The sequence below is a fragment of the Streptomyces sp. NPDC053427 genome (assembly GCF_044544985.1).
Taxonomy (GTDB): Bacteria; Actinomycetota; Actinomycetes; order Streptomycetales; family Streptomycetaceae; genus Streptomyces.
Genome location: NZ_JBITYA010000013.1, coordinates 1 through 18,917 on the forward strand (window position 1 = coordinate 1; position 18,917 = coordinate 18,917).

13 protein-coding genes are annotated in these 18,917 nt (G+C 73.0%); 3 read left to right on the forward strand and 10 right to left on the reverse strand.

Going from position 1 to position 18,917, the window contains the following annotated elements:
• The 3 genes from ACIGWZ_RS31500 to ACIGWZ_RS31510 all read left to right on the forward strand — a co-directional run.
• A partial coding sequence (locus tag ACIGWZ_RS31500; protein WP_400070126.1) for an SDR family NAD(P)-dependent oxidoreductase occupies positions 1–2,591 on the forward strand: 2,591 nt, incomplete at its 5' end.
• 6 nt (positions 2,592–2,597) lie between these two features.
• Positions 2,598–7,277, forward strand: coding sequence for a type I polyketide synthase (locus ACIGWZ_RS31505; RefSeq protein WP_400070127.1), 4,680 nt, complete (start codon positions 2,598–2,600; stop codon positions 7,275–7,277).
• Positions 7,278–7,299: 22 nt separating this feature from the next.
• Positions 7,300–8,850: an FAD-dependent monooxygenase gene (locus tag ACIGWZ_RS31510; protein WP_400070128.1), complete on the forward strand. Its 1,551-nt coding sequence runs from the start codon at positions 7,300–7,302 to the stop codon at positions 8,848–8,850.
• A 62-nt stretch (positions 8,851–8,912) separates the two neighbouring features.
• On the opposite strand, the gene ACIGWZ_RS31515 is transcribed toward ACIGWZ_RS31510, so the two are convergent.
• From ACIGWZ_RS31515 to ACIGWZ_RS31560, 10 genes are all read right to left on the reverse strand, one after another.
• Positions 8,913–10,049: a hypothetical protein gene (locus tag ACIGWZ_RS31515; RefSeq protein ID WP_400070129.1), complete on the reverse strand. Its 1,137-nt coding sequence runs from the start codon at positions 10,047–10,049 to the stop codon at positions 8,913–8,915.
• A gap of 53 nt (positions 10,050–10,102) precedes the next feature.
• Positions 10,103–11,140, reverse strand: coding sequence for a 3-oxoacyl-ACP synthase III family protein (locus ACIGWZ_RS31520; protein WP_400070130.1), 1,038 nt, complete (start codon positions 11,138–11,140; stop codon positions 10,103–10,105).
• Positions 11,141–11,385: 245 nt separating this feature from the next.
• On the reverse strand, positions 11,386–12,498 hold the full coding sequence (locus ACIGWZ_RS31525; RefSeq protein ID WP_400070131.1) for an alpha/beta fold hydrolase: 1,113 nt from the start codon (positions 12,496–12,498) through the stop codon (positions 11,386–11,388).
• Positions 12,495–13,301: a 2-oxo acid dehydrogenase subunit E2 gene (locus tag ACIGWZ_RS31530; protein WP_400070132.1), complete on the reverse strand. Its 807-nt coding sequence runs from the start codon at positions 13,299–13,301 to the stop codon at positions 12,495–12,497. The genes ACIGWZ_RS31525 and ACIGWZ_RS31530 overlap by 4 nt, the downstream gene beginning before the upstream one ends.
• Complete coding sequence (locus ACIGWZ_RS31535; RefSeq protein WP_400070133.1) at positions 13,298–13,525, reverse strand: phosphopantetheine-binding protein; 228 nt, start codon at positions 13,523–13,525, stop codon at positions 13,298–13,300. Before ACIGWZ_RS31535 ends, ACIGWZ_RS31530 begins: the two co-directional genes overlap by 4 nt.
• Complete coding sequence (locus tag ACIGWZ_RS31540; RefSeq protein WP_400070134.1) at positions 13,522–15,414, reverse strand: HAD-IIIC family phosphatase; 1,893 nt, start codon at positions 15,412–15,414, stop codon at positions 13,522–13,524. Before ACIGWZ_RS31540 ends, ACIGWZ_RS31535 begins: the two co-directional genes overlap by 4 nt.
• Positions 15,415–15,532: 118 nt before the next feature.
• Entirely contained in the window at positions 15,533–16,894 is a 1,362-nt protein-coding gene (ccrA, locus tag ACIGWZ_RS31545; protein WP_400070135.1) for a crotonyl-CoA carboxylase/reductase, read from the reverse strand.
• A 55-nt stretch (positions 16,895–16,949) separates the two neighbouring features.
• Positions 16,950–17,729 (reverse strand): BTAD domain-containing putative transcriptional regulator, encoded by a 780-nt coding sequence (locus ACIGWZ_RS31550; RefSeq protein ID WP_400070136.1) that lies wholly within the window; start codon positions 17,727–17,729, stop codon positions 16,950–16,952.
• A complete protein-coding gene (locus ACIGWZ_RS31555) occupies positions 17,726–18,511 on the reverse strand; it encodes a thioesterase II family protein (RefSeq protein ID WP_400070137.1) in 786 nt (261 codons plus the stop codon). The genes ACIGWZ_RS31550 and ACIGWZ_RS31555 overlap by 4 nt, the downstream gene beginning before the upstream one ends.
• Before the next feature lie 35 nt (positions 18,512–18,546).
• On the reverse strand, positions 18,547–18,789 hold the full coding sequence (locus tag ACIGWZ_RS31560) for a DUF5988 family protein (protein ID WP_400070138.1): 243 nt from the start codon (positions 18,787–18,789) through the stop codon (positions 18,547–18,549).
• Between the last annotated feature and the right edge of the window lie 128 nt (positions 18,790–18,917).

Here is an 18,917-nt window from a genome sequence, read left to right on the forward strand (position 1 = left end):
TCCTCCCCGGCACCGCACACCTCGACCTCGCCCTCCACGCCGCCCACCACACCGGCCTCGCACACGTCGAAGAACTCACCCTCGAAACACCCCTCACCCTCCACGAGAACACCACCCTCGACCTCCAGATCGCCGTCAACCCACCCGACGCACAAGGGGGCCGTTCCCTCACCATCCACTCGCGTCCGGCAGTCCCCACCGACGGCGACACCGGCGACAGCCCCTGGATCCGGCACACGAGCGCCACCCTCACCTCCGCGGGCGCCGCCCCCGCCGACGAGCCCTCCGCCGCCTGGCCGCCCCCGGGCGCCGGCCCCGTCCCGCTCGACGGCTTCTACGAGCGCATCGCCGAACACGGCTACCACTACGGCCCCGCCTTCCGAGGACTCCAGGCCGTCTGGCGCGGCGAGGACGGCGTCTACGCGGAGATCGCGCCTCCCGAGGGCGTCGACGCCGCCGGGTACGTCATGCACCCCGCGCTCCTCGACGCGGCGCTGCACGCCTTGATGGCCACCTCGGGCGACGACGAGGGGCAGCAGGTCCGGCTGCCGTTCTCCTGGAACGGCGTCACCGCCCATGCCGCCGGTGGCGGCAGGCTGCGGGCACGGCTGACGCTGAACGAGTCCGACGGCGTCGGGGTGCGGATCACCGACGAGACGGGCCGGCTCCTGCTCTCCGCCGACTCGTTGACCGTACGGGCGGTCGACCCGCGGCGGTTCGCGGCGGCGACCGGCGGTGGTTCCGGTGGTTCCCTGCACCACGTCGAGTGGTCACCGTTCCCCGTCCCGGCTACCGCGGCCGACGGCGGGAGCGACGGCATGGACGTCGTCCACATCGGGGCACCCGACGGGGCGGATGCCGGCGCCGCGGTGCGTGAGGTCACGTCCCGGGCACTGGAACTGATTCTCCGTCACGTGACGGACGAGGCCCGCTCCGCGCCCTTGGTGCTGGTCACACGGGGCGCGGTCGCCGTGGCGGACGAGGGGGACGTCACGGATCTCACCGGCGCGGCCGTGTGGGGTCTGGCGCACTCGGCCCAGTCCGAGCACCCCGGCCGCATCGTCCTGGCGGACCTCGACGACACGGAGGCGTCCCGTCAGGCGCTCACCGCGGCCCTCGTCGCGGCCGTCGCGGCGGGAGAACGGCAGATCGCGCTGCGTGCGGGCGAGGCGCACGTGCCGAGGCTGGTGCGGACGGATCCTCCGGCGGCCGGGGAGAAGGCTCCCCTGGACCTGGATCCGGAGGGGACGGTGCTGATCACGGGCGGTACGGGGACGCTGGGCGGTCTCGCCGCGCGTCACCTCGTCGCCGAGTACGGCGCCCGCCGTCTGCTGCTGGTCAGCCGCAGCGGTCCGGACGCCCCGGGTGCCCTGGAGCTGGAGGCGGAACTCACCGCGCACGGCGCACAGGTGACCGTCGTGGCGTGTGACGTGGGCAGCCGGGAGGCCGTGGACGAGCTGCTGGCGTCCGTCGCGCCCGAACATCCGCTCACCGCCGTGGTGCACACGGCCGGAGCGCTCGACGACTCGGTGGTCACGGCGCTCACTCCGGAGCGGCTCGACACCGTCCTGCGCCCCAAGGCCGACGCCGCCTGGCACCTCCACCAAGCAACCAAGAACCTCGACCTGGCCGCCTTCATCCTCTACTCCTCCATCGCCGGCACCCTCGGCAGCCCCGGCCAGAGCGGCTACGCCGCCGCCAACACCTTCCTCGACGCCCTCGCCACCCACCGCCGCGCCCAAGGACTCCCCGCCACCTCACTCGCCTGGGGGCTGTGGGAGCAGACAAGCGCCATGTCGGCGACGCTCGGCAGCGCCGATCTGGCCCGCATCAACCGCACCGGGTTGCTGCCGATGGCGTCCGATCAGGCGATGGCCCTGTTCGACACGGCGTTGGCCGCGGATCGGCCGAAGCTGGTGCCCGCCCGGCTGAGCCTCCCCGCCCTGCGGGCGATGGGCGGTTTCGACGCCTTCCCGCCGATTCTGCGCACGCTCGTCCCGGCGCGGGCGGTGGAGCGGGGCGGGGCCGGGGTGGCGGAACTGGTCCGCCGGCTGGCCGAGTTGGAGGAGGCGGAGCGGTACGAGTTCCTGCTGACGGAGGTGTGCGGGCACATCGCCGGGGTGCTGGGGCACAGCGGGCCGGAGACCATCGAGCCGGAACGCGCTTTCCAGGAGCTCGGGTTCGACTCCCTGACCGCCGTGGAACTGCGCAACCGGCTTACCGCCGCCACCGGGCTGCGGCTGCCCGCCACCGTCGTCTTCGACCATCCCACGCCCGCCGCCGTCACCCGTCACCTGCTCGGTGAGCTCGTGCGGTCCGCGTCGGCCGCCGACCCGGTGCTGCGCGAACTCGACGCGCTGGAGGCGGCCTTGCACGCGGTGCCGGCGGACGACTCCCGGCGCGCGGACATCGCGCACCGGCTGCGTGCGCTGATGTCGGGCTGGGCGGTCGCCGACGAGTCCGCCGAGGACGACGAGAGGGACGTGACGGAGATGATCCAGTCGGCGTCGGCCGACCAGATCCTGGCATTCATCGACAACGACCTGGGCCGTTCGCCGCGCGGGGCCACGGGACCGGCACACGAGGACTGATGCGTGATGACAACGAACGATGAGAAGCTCGTCGAGTACCTCAGGTGGGTCACGGCCGACCTGCACCAGACGCGCAAACGTCTCGCCGAGGTCGAGGAGGGGCGGCACGAACCGGTCGCGGTCGTGTCGATGGCCTGCCGGCTGCCCGGTGGCGTGCGCTCCCCGGAGGACCTCTGGCAGCTGGTCGTCTCCGGAGGCGACGCGATTTCGGCCTTCCCCGACGACCGGGGTTGGAACGTCGAGGAGTTGTACGACCCGGATCCCGGGAAGAGCGGGAAGTCCTCGGCGCGCGAGGGCGGATTCCTCTATGACGCGGGCGACTTCGACCCGGCGTTCTTCGGCGTCTCACCGCGTGAGGCGCTGGCCATGGACCCGCAGCACCGGCTGCTGCTGGAGACCGGCTGGGAGGCGTTCGAGCGGGCCGGGATCGACCCGGGGGCGCTGCGTGGTTCCGCCACCGGGGTGTTCGCCGGCTTGATCTACGGCGACTACGCCGGGCGGCTGCGGAAGGTGCCCGAGGGGCTGGAGGGTTACCTGGGCACGGGGACGGCGGGCAGTGTGGCGACCGGCCGCATCGCGTACACCCTGGGCTTGGAGGGCCCGGCGGTCACGGTCGACACGGCGTGCTCGTCGTCCCTCGTAGCCATGCATCTGGCGGCGCAGGCGCTGCGCAACGGCGAGTGCACGCTGGCGCTCGCCGGTGGGGTGACGGTCCTGGCGACGCCGGGGGTGTTCATCGACTTCTCCCGGCAGCGGGGGCTGGCGCCGGACGGGCGCAGCAAGTCCTTCGCGGCCGCGGCGGACGGCGCCGGGTTCTCCGAGGGCGTCGGGCTGGTGCTGCTGGAGCGGCTGTCCGACGCGCGGCGCAACGGCCATCCGGTGCTGGCCGTGCTCCGCGGCTCGGCGGTCAACCAGGACGGTGCGAGCAACGGTCTGACGGCACCGAACGGCCCGTCGCAGCAGCGGGTCATCCGGGCGGCACTGGCCAGTGCCCGGTTGGACGCCGCCGACGTCGACGCCGTCGAGGCGCACGGCACGGGGACGATGCTCGGCGACCCGATCGAGGCGCAGGCGCTCCTGGCGACGTACGGCCAGCGGCGCCCGGAGGGGCGGCCGCTGTGGCTGGGGTCGGTCAAGTCGAACATCGGGCACACGCAGGCCGCGGCCGGTGTCGCCGGTGTCATCAAGACCGTGATGGCCCTGCGGCACGGCGTCCTGCCGAGGACGCTGCACGTCGACGCGCCGACTCCGCACGTGGACTGGGAGGCGGGCGCGGTGAGCCTGCTCACGGAGACCGTTCCCTGGCCGGAGACGGGCAGGCCGCGGCGGGCGGGGGTCTCGTCGTTCGGCATCTCCGGCACCAACGCGCACCTCGTCCTGGAGGCGCCGGGCGCGACGGAGGAGGACGTCGCGGAGCCGGCGGGTGATCCGCCGCCGGTGGTCGCCTGGCCGGTGTCGGCCCGGAACGAGGAGGCGCTGCGCGCCCAGGCGGGCCGGCTGCTCCGGCATGTGGGCACCCGGCCGGAGCTGGAGGCGGCGGACGTCGGGTACGCGCTCGCCACCGGCCGTGCCCACCACGAGCATCGCGCGGTGGTGGTCGGCACCGGCCGGGAGGAGTTGCTGCGCGGGCTGGAGCTGCTGGTCGCCGGGGAGCCGGCGGGCGGCGTCGTGCGGGGCAGGGCCGCCGGTGGCGGCAAGGTCGCGTTCATGTTCTCCGGGCAGGGCGCGCAGCGTCCGGGGATGGGCCGGGGGCTGTACGAGGCGTTCCCGGTGTTCGCCGAGGCCCTGGACGAGGTGTGCGCCCGGTTCGGTCCGCATCTGGAACGGCCGTTGCGGGACGTCGTGTTCGCCACCGAGGGGGGTGCCGACGCGGCTCTGCTCGATCACACCCGGTACACGCAGCCCGCGCTGTTCGCCCTGGAGTGTGCGCTGTACCGGCTGTTGACCCGGCAGGGTCTGCGGCCCGCCGCGCTGATCGGGCATTCCGTCGGGGAGATCACGGCCGCGCACCACGCGGGTGTGCTGTCGCTCGACGACGCGGTGACCCTGGTCGCGGCGCGTGCGCGGCTGATGGACACCCTCGCCGTCCCGGGCGGTGCGATGGTGTCGGTGCGGAACATCGACGAGGCCGTGGTCCGGGAGGCGCTGGAGGGGCTGGAGGACCGGGTCTCGGTCGCGGCGGCCAACGGGCCGGCGTCCGTGGTGCTCTCCGGTGACGCGGAGCTCGTCCGGTCCGTGGCCGCCCGCTGCAAGGAGCGGGGTGCGAAGGTCCGGCGGCTGAAGGTCAGCCACGCCTTCCACTCGCCGCACATGGAGCCGATGCTGGACGAATTCCGTTCGGTGGCCGGGGAGTTGGCGTTCCACGCGCCGCGCCTCCCGCTGGTGTCCAATGTGACGGGCCGGCTCGCGTCCCCCGAGGAGGTCTGCTCGGCCGACTACTGGGTCGAGCACGTCCGGGGGACCGTCCGGTTCGGTGACGGGGTGCGCGCGCTCCGGGAGCTGGGCATCGGCGTGTACGTCGAGGTGGGTCCCGACGCGGTGCTCGCGCCGCTGGCCGCGGGGGTGCTGCCGGGTGACGCGCTGCCGGTGCCCGCGCTGCGGGCCCGCAAGCCGGAGGCGGTGTCGGTCGCGGGGGCGCTCGCGCACGCCCACGCGCGGGGCGCGGCGGTCGACTGGGCGGCGTTCCTCGCGGGGCCCCGCCGGACGGTGGAGCTGCCGACGTACGCCTTCCGGCACGCGCGGTACTGGCTGGACCCCGACGAGGAGGAGGGGGACAGCGCGGAGGCGGCGTCGGCGTCGTCCGGTCCGTGGTTCTGGAAGGCGGTGGAGTCCGGCGATCTGGACGCCCTGGCGGCCGCGTTGCGGGTCGGTGACGACCAGCGCGCGTCGCTGGCGTCGCTGTTGCCGGCGCTCGGCTCGTGGCGGCGCCGGGAGCGGCAGCGCTACCGGCTCGCGTGGACGCCCGTCCCGGCCGCGACCGCGCCGGGCTCCACGGGCGCGTGGCTCGTCCTGGTCCCGCCTGCCCTTGCCGGTGGCGGTGCCCCGGGGGCGGAGGAGGAGGGGTGGCCGGCCGCGGCCGTCGCAGCCCTGTCCGGGTGCGGGGCCCGGGTCACCGCCGTCACCGTGGATCCGGCGGCGCCGGAGGGCGCGGACCTGGCCGGACTGGTGCGCGACTGGCAGGGGACGGCGTCCTCGGTGGCGGGTGTGCTGTCCTTCCTGGCGCTGGACGAGCGGCGTCACCCGGTGTACCGGAGCGCCTGCTCCGGTCTCGCCTCGACGACCGCGCTGGTGCGCGCGCTGGACGAGCTGGGGGTGCGAGCGCCGTTGTGGGTGGCGACGTGCGGGGCGGTGTCGGTGGCGGACGCGGAGGTGCCGACCGGGCCGGAGCAGGCGCGGGCCTGGGGTCTGGCGCAGGCGATGACCGGGGAGCGGCGGCTGCGCCGCACGGTGTCGCTCGACCTGCCGGCGGTGCCGGACGCACGGGTGCGGGAGCGGCTGGGCGCGTTGCTGACTGCCCCGGGCCGGGAAGAGGAGCTGGCCCTGCGGACGTCCGGGGTGTTCGCGCGCCGGCTCGTCCGGGCGTCCGGTGCGCCGGAGGCCGCGGACGGGGGTCTCACGGTGTCCGGTACGGCGCTGGTGACCGGGTCGACGACCGCGCTGGGCGAGCATGCCGCGCGGTGGCTGGCCGCGCGCGGTGCGGAGCATGTGCTGCTGCCCGTGGCGCCGGAGGACGCCGAGGCGCCGAAGGTGACGAAGCTCGCCGAGGAGTTGGCGGATCTGGGCGTGGGGGTGACGGTGGCGCCCTGCGCGGTGGACGACCGGGAGGCGCTGGACGCCGTGCTGGCCAGGGTTCCGGAGGGTCTGCCGCTGGACGCCGTGGTGCATGTGGCGGCCGTCCGGGAGGATCTGGGGCTGGGTCCGGTGGATCTGGCGCGGGTCGACCATGAGGTGTGGCGGGGTGCGTCGGCCGTGGAGCACCTGGACGCGCTGACCCGTGACCGGCCGCCGCGGCTGTTCGCCGTGTTCGCCTCGGTCGCCGGGGTGCTGGGGGTGCCCGGTCAGGGGAACGCGTTCCCGGCCGAGGCGTATCTGGAGGCGCTGGTCCATCGGCGCCGGACGAGCGGTCTGCCGGGCGTGTTCGTGGCGCTGGGCCCGCTGGAGGAGGAGGCCCTGCCGTCGGGGGACGCGCTGGGCCTGGGTCCCGTCCCGGCCGCCTCGGCACTGTCGCTGCTGGAGCGGGAGGCGGCGGACGACCGGTCCGTGGTGATCGCCGACATCGACTGGCCCCGGCTGCTCGCCTGGAGCGGTGTGGAGCGGGCCCACCGGTTCTCGGGCATCCCGGAGGTGCGGCGGCTCACCGGGGACGGGGGCGCGGCCGGGAGGCCGGGGCTGTTGCCGCGGCTGGCGGAGGCGTCCGAGGAGGAGCGGCCCGGCATCCTGCTGGAGCTCGTCCGCGGCCAGTTGGCGTCGCTGCTCGGGCACGAGTCGGCGGACGCGGTGGCGGAGGACGGCAACGTCGTCGATCTGGGCATGTCGTCGTTCGCCGCGCTGGAGCTGACGAGCCGGCTCCGAGAGGCGGGTCTGACGGCGGTGACGCCGAACGACATCTTCGAGCACCCCACGCCCGTCGCCCTGGTCCGCCATCTCCTCGGCGGGGCCCGGGACGGGCTCGTTTCGACTCTCTGAACCTTTCTGGAGGAATGACATCATGAGTGAAGACGTCGTCATCGTCGGTGCCGGCACCGCGGGGCTGATGCTGGCCCACGAGCTGGCGCTGGCGGGGGTGCGGCCGGTGGTGCTGGACCGTGCGGAGCGCACGGCCCGTGAGGCACCCGCGCTGGCGCTCAACGCGGGAGTGGTCGAACTCCTTGCGCAGCGGGGGTTCATGGACGTGCTGCGGGACCGCGGCAACGAGTTCCCGGCGGCCCAGTGGGCGTACCTGTGGCTGGATCCCGAGCGGTTGGGGGATCCGCATCCCTTCACCTTCGGGATTCCGCAGCCGATGCTGGACGCGCACATCAGGGAGGTGCTGGGCAAGCTGGGCGTCGAGGTCCGCACGGGCCACGAGGTGGTCGGGCTGAGCCAGGACGCGGACGGCGCGGTGGTCGAGGTCCGCACGCCGGACGGGCGGGAGTCGGTCCGGTGCCGGTACGTCGTCGGCTGCGACGGTGCGCGGGGCACGGTGCGCGAGCTCGCCGGGATCGAGGCCCCGGGCGAGGACCACCCCTTCTGGGGGATCTACGGGGAGGTGGAGGCGGAGCTCGGCGGCGACCTCTTCGAGCACCTCATGCCCGTCCTGCACCCGGACGGGTCGTCGTTCGTCGTCTCCCCGTCCGACCCGCAGGCGCTGCGGGTGCTGATGGGCGAGGCGCCTCCGCCGGCCGACGGCAAGCTGCTGATGCGGGTGATAACCGGCGAGTTCGGTGTGGCGCCCAAGGACGGTGACGCGCCGGTGACGGCGGAGGAACTGCGCTCCCGGGCCCGGGTGATCACCGGTGCGGACACCGACATGGGCGAGACGAAGTGGCTGGCCCGCTGGGGCTACTCCGTGCGGCAGGCCGCCGAGTACCGCAAGGGCCGGGTGTTCCTGGCCGGTGACGCCGCGCACCACCACTTCCCGCTGGGCGGGGTGGCGCTGAGCACCGGGCTGGACGACGCGGTCAACCTCGGCTGGAAGCTGGCGGCCGAGCTCAACGGGTGGGCGCCCGACGGACTGCTCGACACGTACCACGAGGAGCGGCATCCGGTCGGGGAACGGGCCTGCCGGAGCACGGAGGCCCAGGTGTTCCTCATGCACCGGCTCCGGGAGGCGGAGCCGCTGCGCGATCTGCTCGGCGAGCTCATGGAGCTGGAAGACGTCAACGAGTACTTCGTGAAGCTGGGCGGCGGCCTCGACGCCCGGTACGCGATGCTGCCGGGCGTGTCCGCCGAGGACTCCCCGCACCGGCTGATGGGCACCCGGCTGCCCGACTTCCCGCTCGACACCGCCACGGGCCCGACGAACGTGGCGCGTCTGCTGTACTCCGGCCGGGGTGTGCTGCTGGACCTGTCGGACGGCGCGCTGCCCGCGGGGGCGGCCGCCGGCTGGACGGACCGGGTCGACGTCGTCACGGCGCGGCCTGCCGAGGGCATCGACGCGGGCGTGGTGCTGCTGCGCCCGGACGGCCGGGTGGCGTGGGCGGACTCGCGGCCCTCGGACGTGTCCGGGCTGCGCACGGCGCTGGAGACCTGGTTCGGCGCGCCGCGGGACGTGAAGTAGGCGGACGAACGTCGAGGCCGGGGCCCGCGGGCCCCGGCCTCGACGTTCGTGCGACCCGCGGGTCAGCCGGTGTACGGCTCGTGCGGGATCCAGGCGGGCAGCACCCCTTCGGTGTTGCGCGCCTTCTCGATGATCACCAGGTTGTGGTAGAAGTGCAGGCCCGCTACGTGGTGATCGGTCGGGGCGGCCACCCTGGCCTCCAAGGGCTCGAACTCCTCGTGGTTGAGCCCGTCGATGAGCGTCTTGGCGAAGCCGACGCTCGTCGTGGGATCGGTGAGGTTCTCGCTGCTGCCGCCGTAGCCGGGCCAGTAGGCGGTCTGCACATCCTCGATGACGTACAGGCCGCCGGGGCGCAGGCGCGGGAAGAGGTAGCCGAACGACGTGATCACGTCGCTGTTCACATGGCTGCCGTCGTCGATCACGATGTCCAGCGGTCCGGTGCGCCGCAGCGCCTCCTCCAGGAACCCCTCGTCGGACTGGCTGCCCTGGAGGATGCCGATGCGCTGGCTCTGGAAGGCCTGCTTGTCGAAGATGTCGATGCCGAAGACCATGCTCCGGTGGAAGAAGCGCTTCCACATGCGCAGGGAGCCGCCTCCCCACGCGGGGCGGGAGTAGCCGCCGACGCCGATCTCCAGGATGTTGAGCGCCCGGTCGGCGTAGGGCGCGAAGTGCCGCTCGTAGTGCGGGGTGTAGCAGTGCAGGCCCCATTTGTCCGATCCGAAGCGGATGCTGAGCTCGGACAGGTCGTGGGTGACGGGCTCGCAGCCGCGCAGGAGCCGGCGCACCATGGTGAACACGTGCGGCGGGCCGATGAGGGTCCGCGGGTCGCCGAGGTGGTGCCAGGCGACGGAGCGGGTGGGGTTGGCCCGCAGGTTGTCGGTGCCGAAGACGCCGCGCAACAGGTCGCCGAGTTCCTGGGTGACTGCGGCGTCCGGCGCGTCCGCGCGGCCCGGCGTGCAGGTGGCGCGGCCGCCCTCGGTGACGAGCACGTGGTCGGCGCTCTTGCCGCGGTGGCTCAGCTCGAACTGGACGGTGACCTTGGGATAGTCGGTCAGTTCGTCGATGTCGGCCCGGGCGGCGAGTTCGTCGAGGAGCAGGGCCGCGACCGTTTCCGGGCCGATCCGGCCGATGGTTTCGTCGATGGTGCCGTCGGTTCCGACGGCCGCTCCGATCAGTTCCCGGACCTGTTGTTCCGTCATGTCTCTCTCACACACTCGCTTCCGTGGATCCGTGGGCGTACGCGGGGGCAGGGTCAGGCGGCCGGCTTCTCAAGGGCGAAGCCGGCTTTGATCCACTTGCTGGACTCGACGCTGACGGCGACCGCGCGGTCCCCGTCGGTCATGCGCGGCAGCAGCCGTTCGATCTGGAAGAACGGGAGGGCGTTGCCCGTGTTGCCGACCTCGGCCACACAGCTGATCTCGTGTGCTCCCGGGGCGTCGATGCTTTCGGTGATCCGGCTGGTCATCCGGCCGGAGAGCTGGGGCGGCAGCAGGTAGTCGATGTCGCCCTCGTCCCAGTCGAGGTGCTCGACCATCCGCTCGAAGGCCTGCGCCGCGAGCTTGGGCACGGCTTCCTCGATGGCCTTGTAGTCCTCGCTGACGGGCAGGCGCTCGGGGTGGTCGGTGGGTTTGCCGTACCACTCGAGCGTCTGCCCGGGCGGCCGTCCGAGGCCGACCAGTTCGACGTAGACGTCGCGCAGGACGACGGAGCCGGGCGCCGGGTCCTTGCTGAGGACCAGGGCACCGGCTCCGTCCCCGAACAGCAGGCCGTTGATCAGCTCGGCCGGCGCGAGGGCCGTGGCGTCGGCCGAGGGGTCGAAGAACTTGGCGGACGTCTCGGCCCCGATGACCAGGGCGGTGCGCTCGGGGCCGGAGCGGAGCATGCGGTGGGCGACGCTCAGCGCCTGCACGGCTCCCGTGCAGCCGGACTGGAGCTGGTAGCTGGGGACGTGGTCGATGCCCAGCCGGTCGGCGATCCGGTTGACGGTGGCCGGCATCAGCTGGTCCGGGGTGGCCGTGCCCATGACGACGAGGTCGATGTCCGCGGATCGGACCCCGGCCGCGGACATCGCGCGCACGGCGGCCGTCTCGCCCATGTCGGCGAGCGTCTGCCGGATCTCCCCGGTGACGATGTCGACGCAGAAGTGCCGGCTCTGGGTGCCGACGTAGGTGTCGATCCACTGTTCCCAGACCGGGGGCAGCCCGAACCGGCGGGTGAGGGTGGCGTTGTCCAGGGGTGGGCCGGGAAGCACTGTCCCGGCCGCGAGGATGTGTATCTCCGAACCATCCATGACGGATTCCTTTCAGCCGCCGCTCCAGGACGGGGTCAGGGCTCTTCGGCGAGCCGGAGGGCGCGGGACGGGCAGAACTCGACGGCCTGGCGGACGGCGCTGGTGTTCTCCGGCCGGGGCCCTGCTTCCCTTTGTTGCGCGGTCGGCGGCGCTGGCCTCATCCTTCGCGCCCCGGCTTAAGGCGACCTAGGGCGCGTCTGACGGATTTCCGCGTCGCGACGCCGCGGAGATCCGTCAGAGGCGCCCTAAGGCCGGCGCGGCTGCCGCTCCCGGCCGCTGAGGAACCGGTCACGGGCCCCCACCAGCCCGAGCAGTCCCCGCAGGACCGCGGTCTGCGGCCCGCCGGCACCGCGCAGCTGCTGGAGGGCGAGTCCGCACCACAGCCGGGCGTACTCCGCGTGCCCCGGGGAGCCGTGCACGTCGTCGATCTCCAGCAGCCGCAGCCGCTCGACCCGTTCGCGCAGCAGGGTCGGCTCCCCGGGCGGGATGATCTCGTCGCGAAGGCAGGTGACGTAGTGGACGGGGATGTCCAGGCCGGCCAGCTCCCGGGGGGTCAGCGCCCAGTCCCGCAGGTGGTCGGGGAGCTTGTCGGGCGTGACGCCGGTCAGGTGGGCGAGGGTGTCGACGGTGATCCGTGGGACCCGGCCGAGCCAGCCGGCGTCCTCGAAGAAGCCGGCGACCGGCGCGCCGGAGGTGACGATGCCCCGGATGCGGCGGTCGTCGAGGGCGCAGCGCAGCGCCAGGTGGCCGCTGAAGCTCATGGCGAGGGCGTAGGTGCGGTCGACGTCCGCGCGGTCGCGGACGGCGTCCAGGATCCGGGAGATCAGCCGTGGGCTGTCGCGGTCGTAGGGCAAAGTGTTCTCGCCGACTCCCGGCATTTCGGTGACGATCCCCGCCATGCCCTGGCGCCGGTAGTGCGCGAGGACGGGACCCCACTGTTCCTTGGTGCTGACGATGCCGCCCATGACGAGGAGGAGCGGGCGCCGGTCGGTCTCGGACAGGCCGGTCGCCCAGCAGACGACACGTTCGCCGTCGAGCCGGAGTTCGAGGCGGTGGATGTCCTGCTGCCCCCGCGCCCAGTCCCCGAAGGAGCGGACGCTCGCCTCGGCGGCCTGCTGCCGGGCGGGGCCGTCCACGTAGGGGAAGCGGGCGATGGTGTAGAGCCGGGAGGCGTCGAGGTGGCGGCCGCGGTGTGCCGCGGCGCGCGCGGCGGCGGACCATTCGGCGGCCCACGAGCCGGGTCCGCCGTCCTCGTCGCCGCGGATGCGCGCGAGGACCTCGCGGTAGGTGGCGCGGGGCACCCGCTGGGCGTGTGCGTGGGCGACGATGTACTGCTGGAGTTCTCCGAGGTCGTTCACGTCGTCTCCCGGGACGCGGCGGCTGCGGTGGCCGGTTCGTGGGCGTCCGTGGGGAAGCGCTCCAGGTGGTCCTTGAGTTCGCCGAGGACGTCCGCGGCCTCGGCGCCGTCGATGACGCGGTGGTCGAAGGTCAGGGAGAGCCGCATGACGGGGGCGACGGCGAGCCGTCCGTCGCGGACGACGGGGCGGTCCGCGGTCCGGCCGAGGCCGAGGGTGGTCGTGGTGCCGCCGACGGAGTGGAAGCCGTCGACGGGCCGGTGGCCGAGGGAGGTGACGGCGACGGTGCCCATCATTCCCGCCCGGGTGCGCAGCCTGCGGGCGGCGGCCCGGAAGGCGAGCGAGCCGATGAGCTGCGGGGCGCGGTGCAGCCGGCGGACGTCGGCGAACTCCGGCATGGTGCCGGGGTCCCCGTCGCGGAACCGCTCCAGGTGCCGCTGGATGTCGGCCAGCGAGGCCCGCTCGATCTCGGGGACGACGGTGGACAGCACCACCCGCCGGCCGTCCAGCGTCTTGTCGAGCGTCAGCTTGCCGTGGACGCCGGGGAAGTGGGCGAGGCGGGGGCGCAGGTGTCCGCTCAGCGCGGCGTTGGCGTCGGGGTGCCGGGCCAGGACGCGGCCGGCGGCATGCAGGACGTAGGCGGCGGTGGAGCAGCGGGGCTCTCCGGCGGTCCGCGCGGCCTGGCGGTGGGCGCGCACCGCGCTCATGTCGACGTCCGTGTCGAGGTGGACGGGGGCGAAGGCGCGGATGGTGTCGAGGAAGTAGAAGGTGTGCCGCCGGGCCCTGGGCAGGGGTGAGGTTTTCATGACGCGGTCGCCAGCGTGTAGACGCTCTCCAGGTCGGACGAGGCCAGCACATCGGGCAGGGAGATGCTGCGGCCGGTCTCCCGCTCCAGGACGGTCAGCAGGTGGAGGAGGTACACCGAGTCCCAGCCCGCGATCTCGTCGAAGTGCCGGCCGATGTCGTCGGCCGTGACCGGGATGCCGAGTTCGTCGCGGATGAGGGCGAGGAAGTCGTCGATGCTTGTCACGGGGTGTCTCCTCCGAACGTCTCGGTGAATTTCAGGTGCTCCGGCACGGGCACGATGTCCGTCAGGTCGTGCCGGAAGACGGTGGTGGTGCCGTGGTGGCCGGCCGGCCGGAAGCCGTAGCGGGGGTAGAGGTCCCGGACGGCGCCGTTCTTGGCGGCCCGGCGGTGCTCCGCTGTGACCGCGGTGGCACCGGTGGCGCGGGCGTGCCGGAGCACCGCACTCAGGCATGCCTGTTCGATGCCTCGGGAGAAGACCCGGCAGCTGAGCAGGAAGTTGTCGATGTGCACGGTGTCGTCGGCGCGGTCGAGGAACAGGGCGCCGACGAGGCCGTTGTCGCCGAACCGGTCGGCGGCGTGGACGGCCAGCACCGGCGTCGTCGTACCGGTGGCGAGCCGTTCGACATCGGCGGGCTGGAGCCGGCGGACCGTGAGGTTGAACTGGTTGGTCCGCAGGGACAGCTGGCTCACGCGCGGCACCTCGTGCGGTGCGACGGGGGCGAGCCGTACCTGGACGCCGAGTTCGCGCAGATATTGCTCGGTGGACTCGAACTGCTGGAGGAAGTCGTGGCGGACGAGTTCCTCCTGGTACTTGCCGACGCGCGTGCGGTCCTCGACGGTCAGGGTCCGGGTGTCGAACCAGCCGTCCCGCAGCAGCGTCGCCGCGTGCAGGGCGGGCTCGTCGCCGGCCCGCAGCACGGTGACCCCGGGGAGTCCGTCGGCGACCAGTCCGCATTCGTACGGGCTGTCGTCCATGAACACGAAGCTGTCGACGCCCAGGTTGAGGGCCTGCGCCAGTTCGGCGATGTTGTCGTGCTTGGGGCGCCAGTTGGCGACGACGCGGACGAGGTCCTCCTCGCGCAGCACCATGCGCGGGTGCTCGCGCAGCACGGTGCGCACGGGTTCGACGTCGTTCTTGCTGACGACGCCGAGGAGCACGCCCTGGGAGCCGAGCTGCCGGACGACGCGCTGGAAGGCGCGGAAGGGCTCGCTGCGGTCGCCCTCGAGCACGTCGGAGCCGTCCTCGCCGAGGGTTCCGTCCCACAGAGTGCCGTCGAGGTCGAGCAGCAGGGCCTTCTTGGTGCGCCCGGTCAGGTGCCGGGCGAGGTGGCCGACCTCGCGGGCGTAGCGGGCCAGCAGCGCCGGGGAAAGGTGGGCCTTGGCGTAGCTGCTCAGCCGTTCGTCGGTGACCGCGATGCCCTCGGCGACGAGGGGGTCGAGGTCCAAGACGACGGGCCCGGGGTGCCGGTCGGCGAGGTCCAGCAGCCGGCCGGTGGCCCGCCGCCAGACGGCGCCGAGCCGGGCTCTGGAGCGGTGGTCGACGAGTTGCGCGGTGAGCCGCTGGGGCAACGGGAGCGTGTTGAGGACGAGGGTGCCGTGGCCGACGGACTCGAAGCGGGTGACGAGGTGCTCGATCAGGGCGAGCTTCTCGGTGAAGACGCGTTCGACGTCGTCCGGCGTCCAGGGCACGGGCAGTTCGTCGACGACGACCGCCGGGTCGAGTACGCACAGCACGATGTCCGCGCCCGCCTCGTACAGGGCACTGCGGGGGTCGGAGAGGTCGAAGACGTACGAGTCGAAGTCCGCGAGGTGCGGGCGCAGCAGCAGTCCGTGGCGGGCGAGTTCGGCGGTGAGCGGCGGGATCAGCGGCGCGAGGGTGCCGTGGCCGGTGACGGCCACGGTCACGGCGGGCACCTCCGGGTGGAGCCGCCGCACCTCCTCGGGGCGTACGCGGGCGAGCAGTTGGCCGGCGCGCCGGAGCTCCTCGGGGGTGCTGTCGGTCAGCAGCCGGGCGACGCGGGGGTACTCCGCCGCGAGTCGTCCGGCCCGGTGGAGGGCGAGCAGTACGTCACCGGGCCCCTCGGCGTCGTCCCCGGTGGTGGGCATGGACATGCGGTTCCTCTCCTGGGGGCAGCGGTCGGGCCCGGCCGTCCGCCTGACGGCGCGACGGCCGGGCTGCCATCGTCCGGCCGGCCTCTGAAGCGGCTCCAGGGACCGGGCGTCCGTCGGGTCAGCGGGGGCCCTGGGGGACCCCTGGGTCCTGACGGAACCGATTGATCTCCGGCAGGTGGCGGGCGCGCAGTTCCGGGTCGCGTACGCCGAGGTCCTCCCGGTCGGCCAGGCAGAGGATGCCGATCTTCCCGCTGTGCCGGTTGCGGTGGACCTCGCGGGTGGCGACGCCGGTCTCGGAGAGCGGGTAGGTGGCGGAGAGGGTGGGGTGCACCATGCCCTTGGCGATCAGCCGGTTGGCCTCGAACGCCTCGCGGTAGTTCGCGAAGTGGCTGCCCACGATGCGCTTGAGGCTGGTCCACAGGTGCCGGTTGTCGTAGTGGTGGTCGTACCCGGAGGTGGAGGCGCAGGTGACAACGGTGCCGCCGCGGCGGGTGACGTACACGCTGGCACCGAACGTCTCGCGGCCGGGGTGCTCCAGGGTGATGTCGGGGTCCTCGCCGCCGGTCAACTCCCGTACGTGCCGGCCGAAGCGCTTCCACTCGGACGGGTCGGGGGTGCCGTCGCCGGTCCAGAAGCGGTAGTTCTCCCGCGCCCGGTCGATCACCAGCTCGGCGCCCAGCGCGCGGGCCTGGGCGGCCTTCCGTTCGCTGGAGACCACGCACACCGGTATGCCGCCGCCGTTGAGCACCAGCTGCGTGGCGTACGAGCCCAGGCCCCCGCTGGCGCCCCAGACGAGCACCACGTCGCCCTGTTTCATGCCGGCGCCGTTGCGGGAGATCAGCTGCCGGTAGGCGGTCGAGTTGACCAGCCCCGACGCGGCGGCCTCCGCCCAGGTGAGGTGTTCGGGCTTGGGCATCAGCTGGTTGCCGCGGACCAGGGCGAGCTGTGCCAGCCCGCCGAAGTTGGTCTCGTACCCCCAGATGCGCTGCTCGGGGTCGAGCATCGTGTCGGCGTGTCCGTCGGGTGACTGGAGCCCCACGGACAGGCAGTGGGCGACGACCCGGTCGCCGGGCTTCCAGTGGGTCACGCCGGGGCCGGTGCGCAGGACGACGCCGGACAGGTCCGAGCCGACGACATGGTACGGCTGGTCGTGCCGGACGGCCGCCGGGTCGGTGCGGGCGGCGCGGCGCAGGAATGCGAAGGTGGGCAGCGGTTCGAAGATCGAGCTCCATACGGTGTTGTAGTTGACGGACGACGCCATCACGGCGACCAGCACCTCCCCCACGTCGGGCAGGGGGGTGGGGACGTCCTCGATGTGCAGGGACTTGGCCGGGTCCTTCTCGGAGGTCGGGAGCCCCTCGAACATCTCGGTCTCGTCGCGGAGCACCACCGCGCCACGGTAGTGCTCCGGGATGCGGAGCGCGGCGAAGTCCTCGCTGGTGGCGTCCGGCGCGGCGATGGCTGCGGTGATCTCTTGCATGCGTTTCCCTCGGGGGGTGGGGGGCGGCGGGGGCTGCGGGACCGGCGGCCGTGGGTCAGGCGACCGGCGAGACGGCGAACGAGTTGAGCCGCTGGTCGTCGGCGAGGATGGCCTGCTGGAGGTCGCGCAGGGCCCGGCAGGGTTCGAGGCCGAGCTCGTCGTTGAGGGTGCGGCGGGCGTTCTGGTAGACGCGCAGGGCGTCGGCCTTGCGCTCCGACCGGTACAGGGCCAGCATCAGCTGCCGGTAGAGCGTCTCGCGCAGGGGGTTCTCCGCGGACAGCGAGTACAGCCGGCCGATGAGTTCACGGTGGCGGCCCAGGTGGAGCCGGGCGTCGGTGAGCATCTCCTGGCACTCCATGCGGGATTCCGTCAGCCAGGTCGAGAATCCGCCGGTGATGGGCCCGTTGCCGAGGGTGCCGGGCAGCGGCCCGTGCCAGAGGCCCAGCGCCCGCTCGAAGCGGTCGGAGGCCTCCTCGAAGCAGCGCTCCTTGGCCAGGGTGCGTCCCTGGGCGACGAGGTCGAGGAACAGGGGCAGGTCGAGCTGATCGCTCCCCATGCGCAGCATGTACCCGGTCTGCTGGGTGACGACAGGGTTGTCCTGCCGGTGGGGGCGGTGGAGGAACTTGCGCAGCTGGGAGATGTACACATGCAGTCCGGCCGTCGCCCGCTTCGGGAGCTGGTCGCCCCACAGTTCGGTCATCAACTGGTCCGGGGTGACGACCTGTTCGGCGCGGATGAGCAGGACGGCGAAGAGGGTCTCCACCTTCTGGGCGCTGATGAAGGAGTGATCGTCGCCGTCGACGACCCGGAGCGGGCCCAGGATTTCGTATCTCACGGGGAGCTCCGCTCGGGCCGGCCGGCCGGGACCGTCCCGGCGAGGGTCGTGGCGAGGAGGTCGGTCACGGGCGCGGCGGCGGGGTCGAGGTAGAAGTGACCGCCGGGGAAGACGTGCAGGTCGAACGGGCCGGTGGTGTGGTCGGCCCAGGCGGCCGCCTCGTCCCGGGTGGTGTGCGGGTCGCTGTCCCCCATCAGAACGGTGACGGGGCATGTCAGGGGTGGTGCGGGTGTCCAGTGGTAGGTCTCGATCGCCCGGTAGTCGGCACGCGCGACCTGCAGGATGCCGGCGAGCAGCTCCTCGTCCGCCAGGAAGCGTTCGTCGGTGCCGCCGAGCCTGCGCAGCTCGGCGACCATCCCGGCGTCGCTCCGCAGGTAGACGGCTTCCTCCCGGCGCCGTGCGGGTGCCCGGCGGCTCGACGCGAAGAGGTGGACCGGGGGCGTCGCCCCGTCCGCTCGGAGCCGCTGGGCCACCTCGAAGGCGAGGACCGCGCCCATGCTGTGCCCGAAGAAGGCGTACGGGGCGCGGGCCCGCCGGCCGAGGGCGTCGTAGATCCGGTCGGCGAGCTCGGGAATGTTCTCGACACAGGGTTCCAGGCGCCGGTCCTGCCGCCCGGGGTACTGCACCGCGAGGACCTCGGTCGCGGGCAGGGCCTTGGAGAGTGCGTAGTAGGAGCTTGCCGAACCGCCCGCGTGCGGGAAGCAGACCAGCCGGAGTCCGCTGTCGGAGCGCGGGTCGAAGCAACGTATCCACCGGTCGTCGTCACCCGGGGACAATGACATCTCTCTCCTTTCGTCAACCACCTTCCGGGACGGCGCTATTCGGCGATCTTCGTCCTCATGATCCAGCGAAAAACCGCGGTGGACGCATCCTCGGAATCCTCGGGACGGCGCTCCAGCTCGAAATGCTCGTAGCCGTCCCGAAACCTGATTTTCACCTTGCTGTCGACGATGACGGCGCGCATCCGCCGCTCCGACTGCCCTATGCCCTCGGGTCCTCCGACCAACAGGATTTCGACGGGCTCAGTGGGGTAGGGCGTCGCTTTATCCGTGGCATTCATGGCACACATTTCCTTCCGTCACGAAGAAGTGAGGCGGGAGCCGGTACCGCAACCGGGAAGCACGCACAACATGGTGCGAGTCAGCCACCGGGTTCGGGTACCCGTACTCGGCCCCTAACCACCCCTAC

What these genes read in the sequence shown, in the direction of transcription:
- ACIGWZ_RS31505 (WP_400070127.1), top strand. Translation starts at nt 2,598, where the DNA reads ATGACAACGAACGATGAGAAGCTCGTCGAGTACCTCAGGTGGGTCACG.
- ACIGWZ_RS31560 (WP_400070138.1), bottom strand. Translation starts at nt 18,789, where the DNA reads ATGAATGCCACGGATAAAGCGACGCCCTACCCCACTGAGCCCGTCGAA.
- ACIGWZ_RS31515 (WP_400070129.1), bottom strand. Translation starts at nt 10,049, where the DNA reads ATGACGGAACAACAGGTCCGGGAACTGATCGGAGCGGCCGTCGGAACC.
- ACIGWZ_RS31530 (WP_400070132.1), bottom strand. Translation starts at nt 13,301, where the DNA reads ATGAAAACCTCACCCCTGCCCAGGGCCCGGCGGCACACCTTCTACTTC.
- ACIGWZ_RS31520 (WP_400070130.1), bottom strand. Translation starts at nt 11,140, where the DNA reads ATGGATGGTTCGGAGATACACATCCTCGCGGCCGGGACAGTGCTTCCC.
- ACIGWZ_RS31555 (WP_400070137.1), bottom strand. Translation starts at nt 18,511, where the DNA reads ATGTCATTGTCCCCGGGTGACGACGACCGGTGGATACGTTGCTTCGAC.
- ACIGWZ_RS31540 (WP_400070134.1), bottom strand. Translation starts at nt 15,414, where the DNA reads ATGTCCATGCCCACCACCGGGGACGACGCCGAGGGGCCCGGTGACGTA.
- ACIGWZ_RS31510 (WP_400070128.1), top strand. Translation starts at nt 7,300, where the DNA reads ATGAGTGAAGACGTCGTCATCGTCGGTGCCGGCACCGCGGGGCTGATG.
- ccrA (WP_400070135.1), bottom strand. Translation starts at nt 16,894, where the DNA reads ATGCAAGAGATCACCGCAGCCATCGCCGCGCCGGACGCCACCAGCGAG.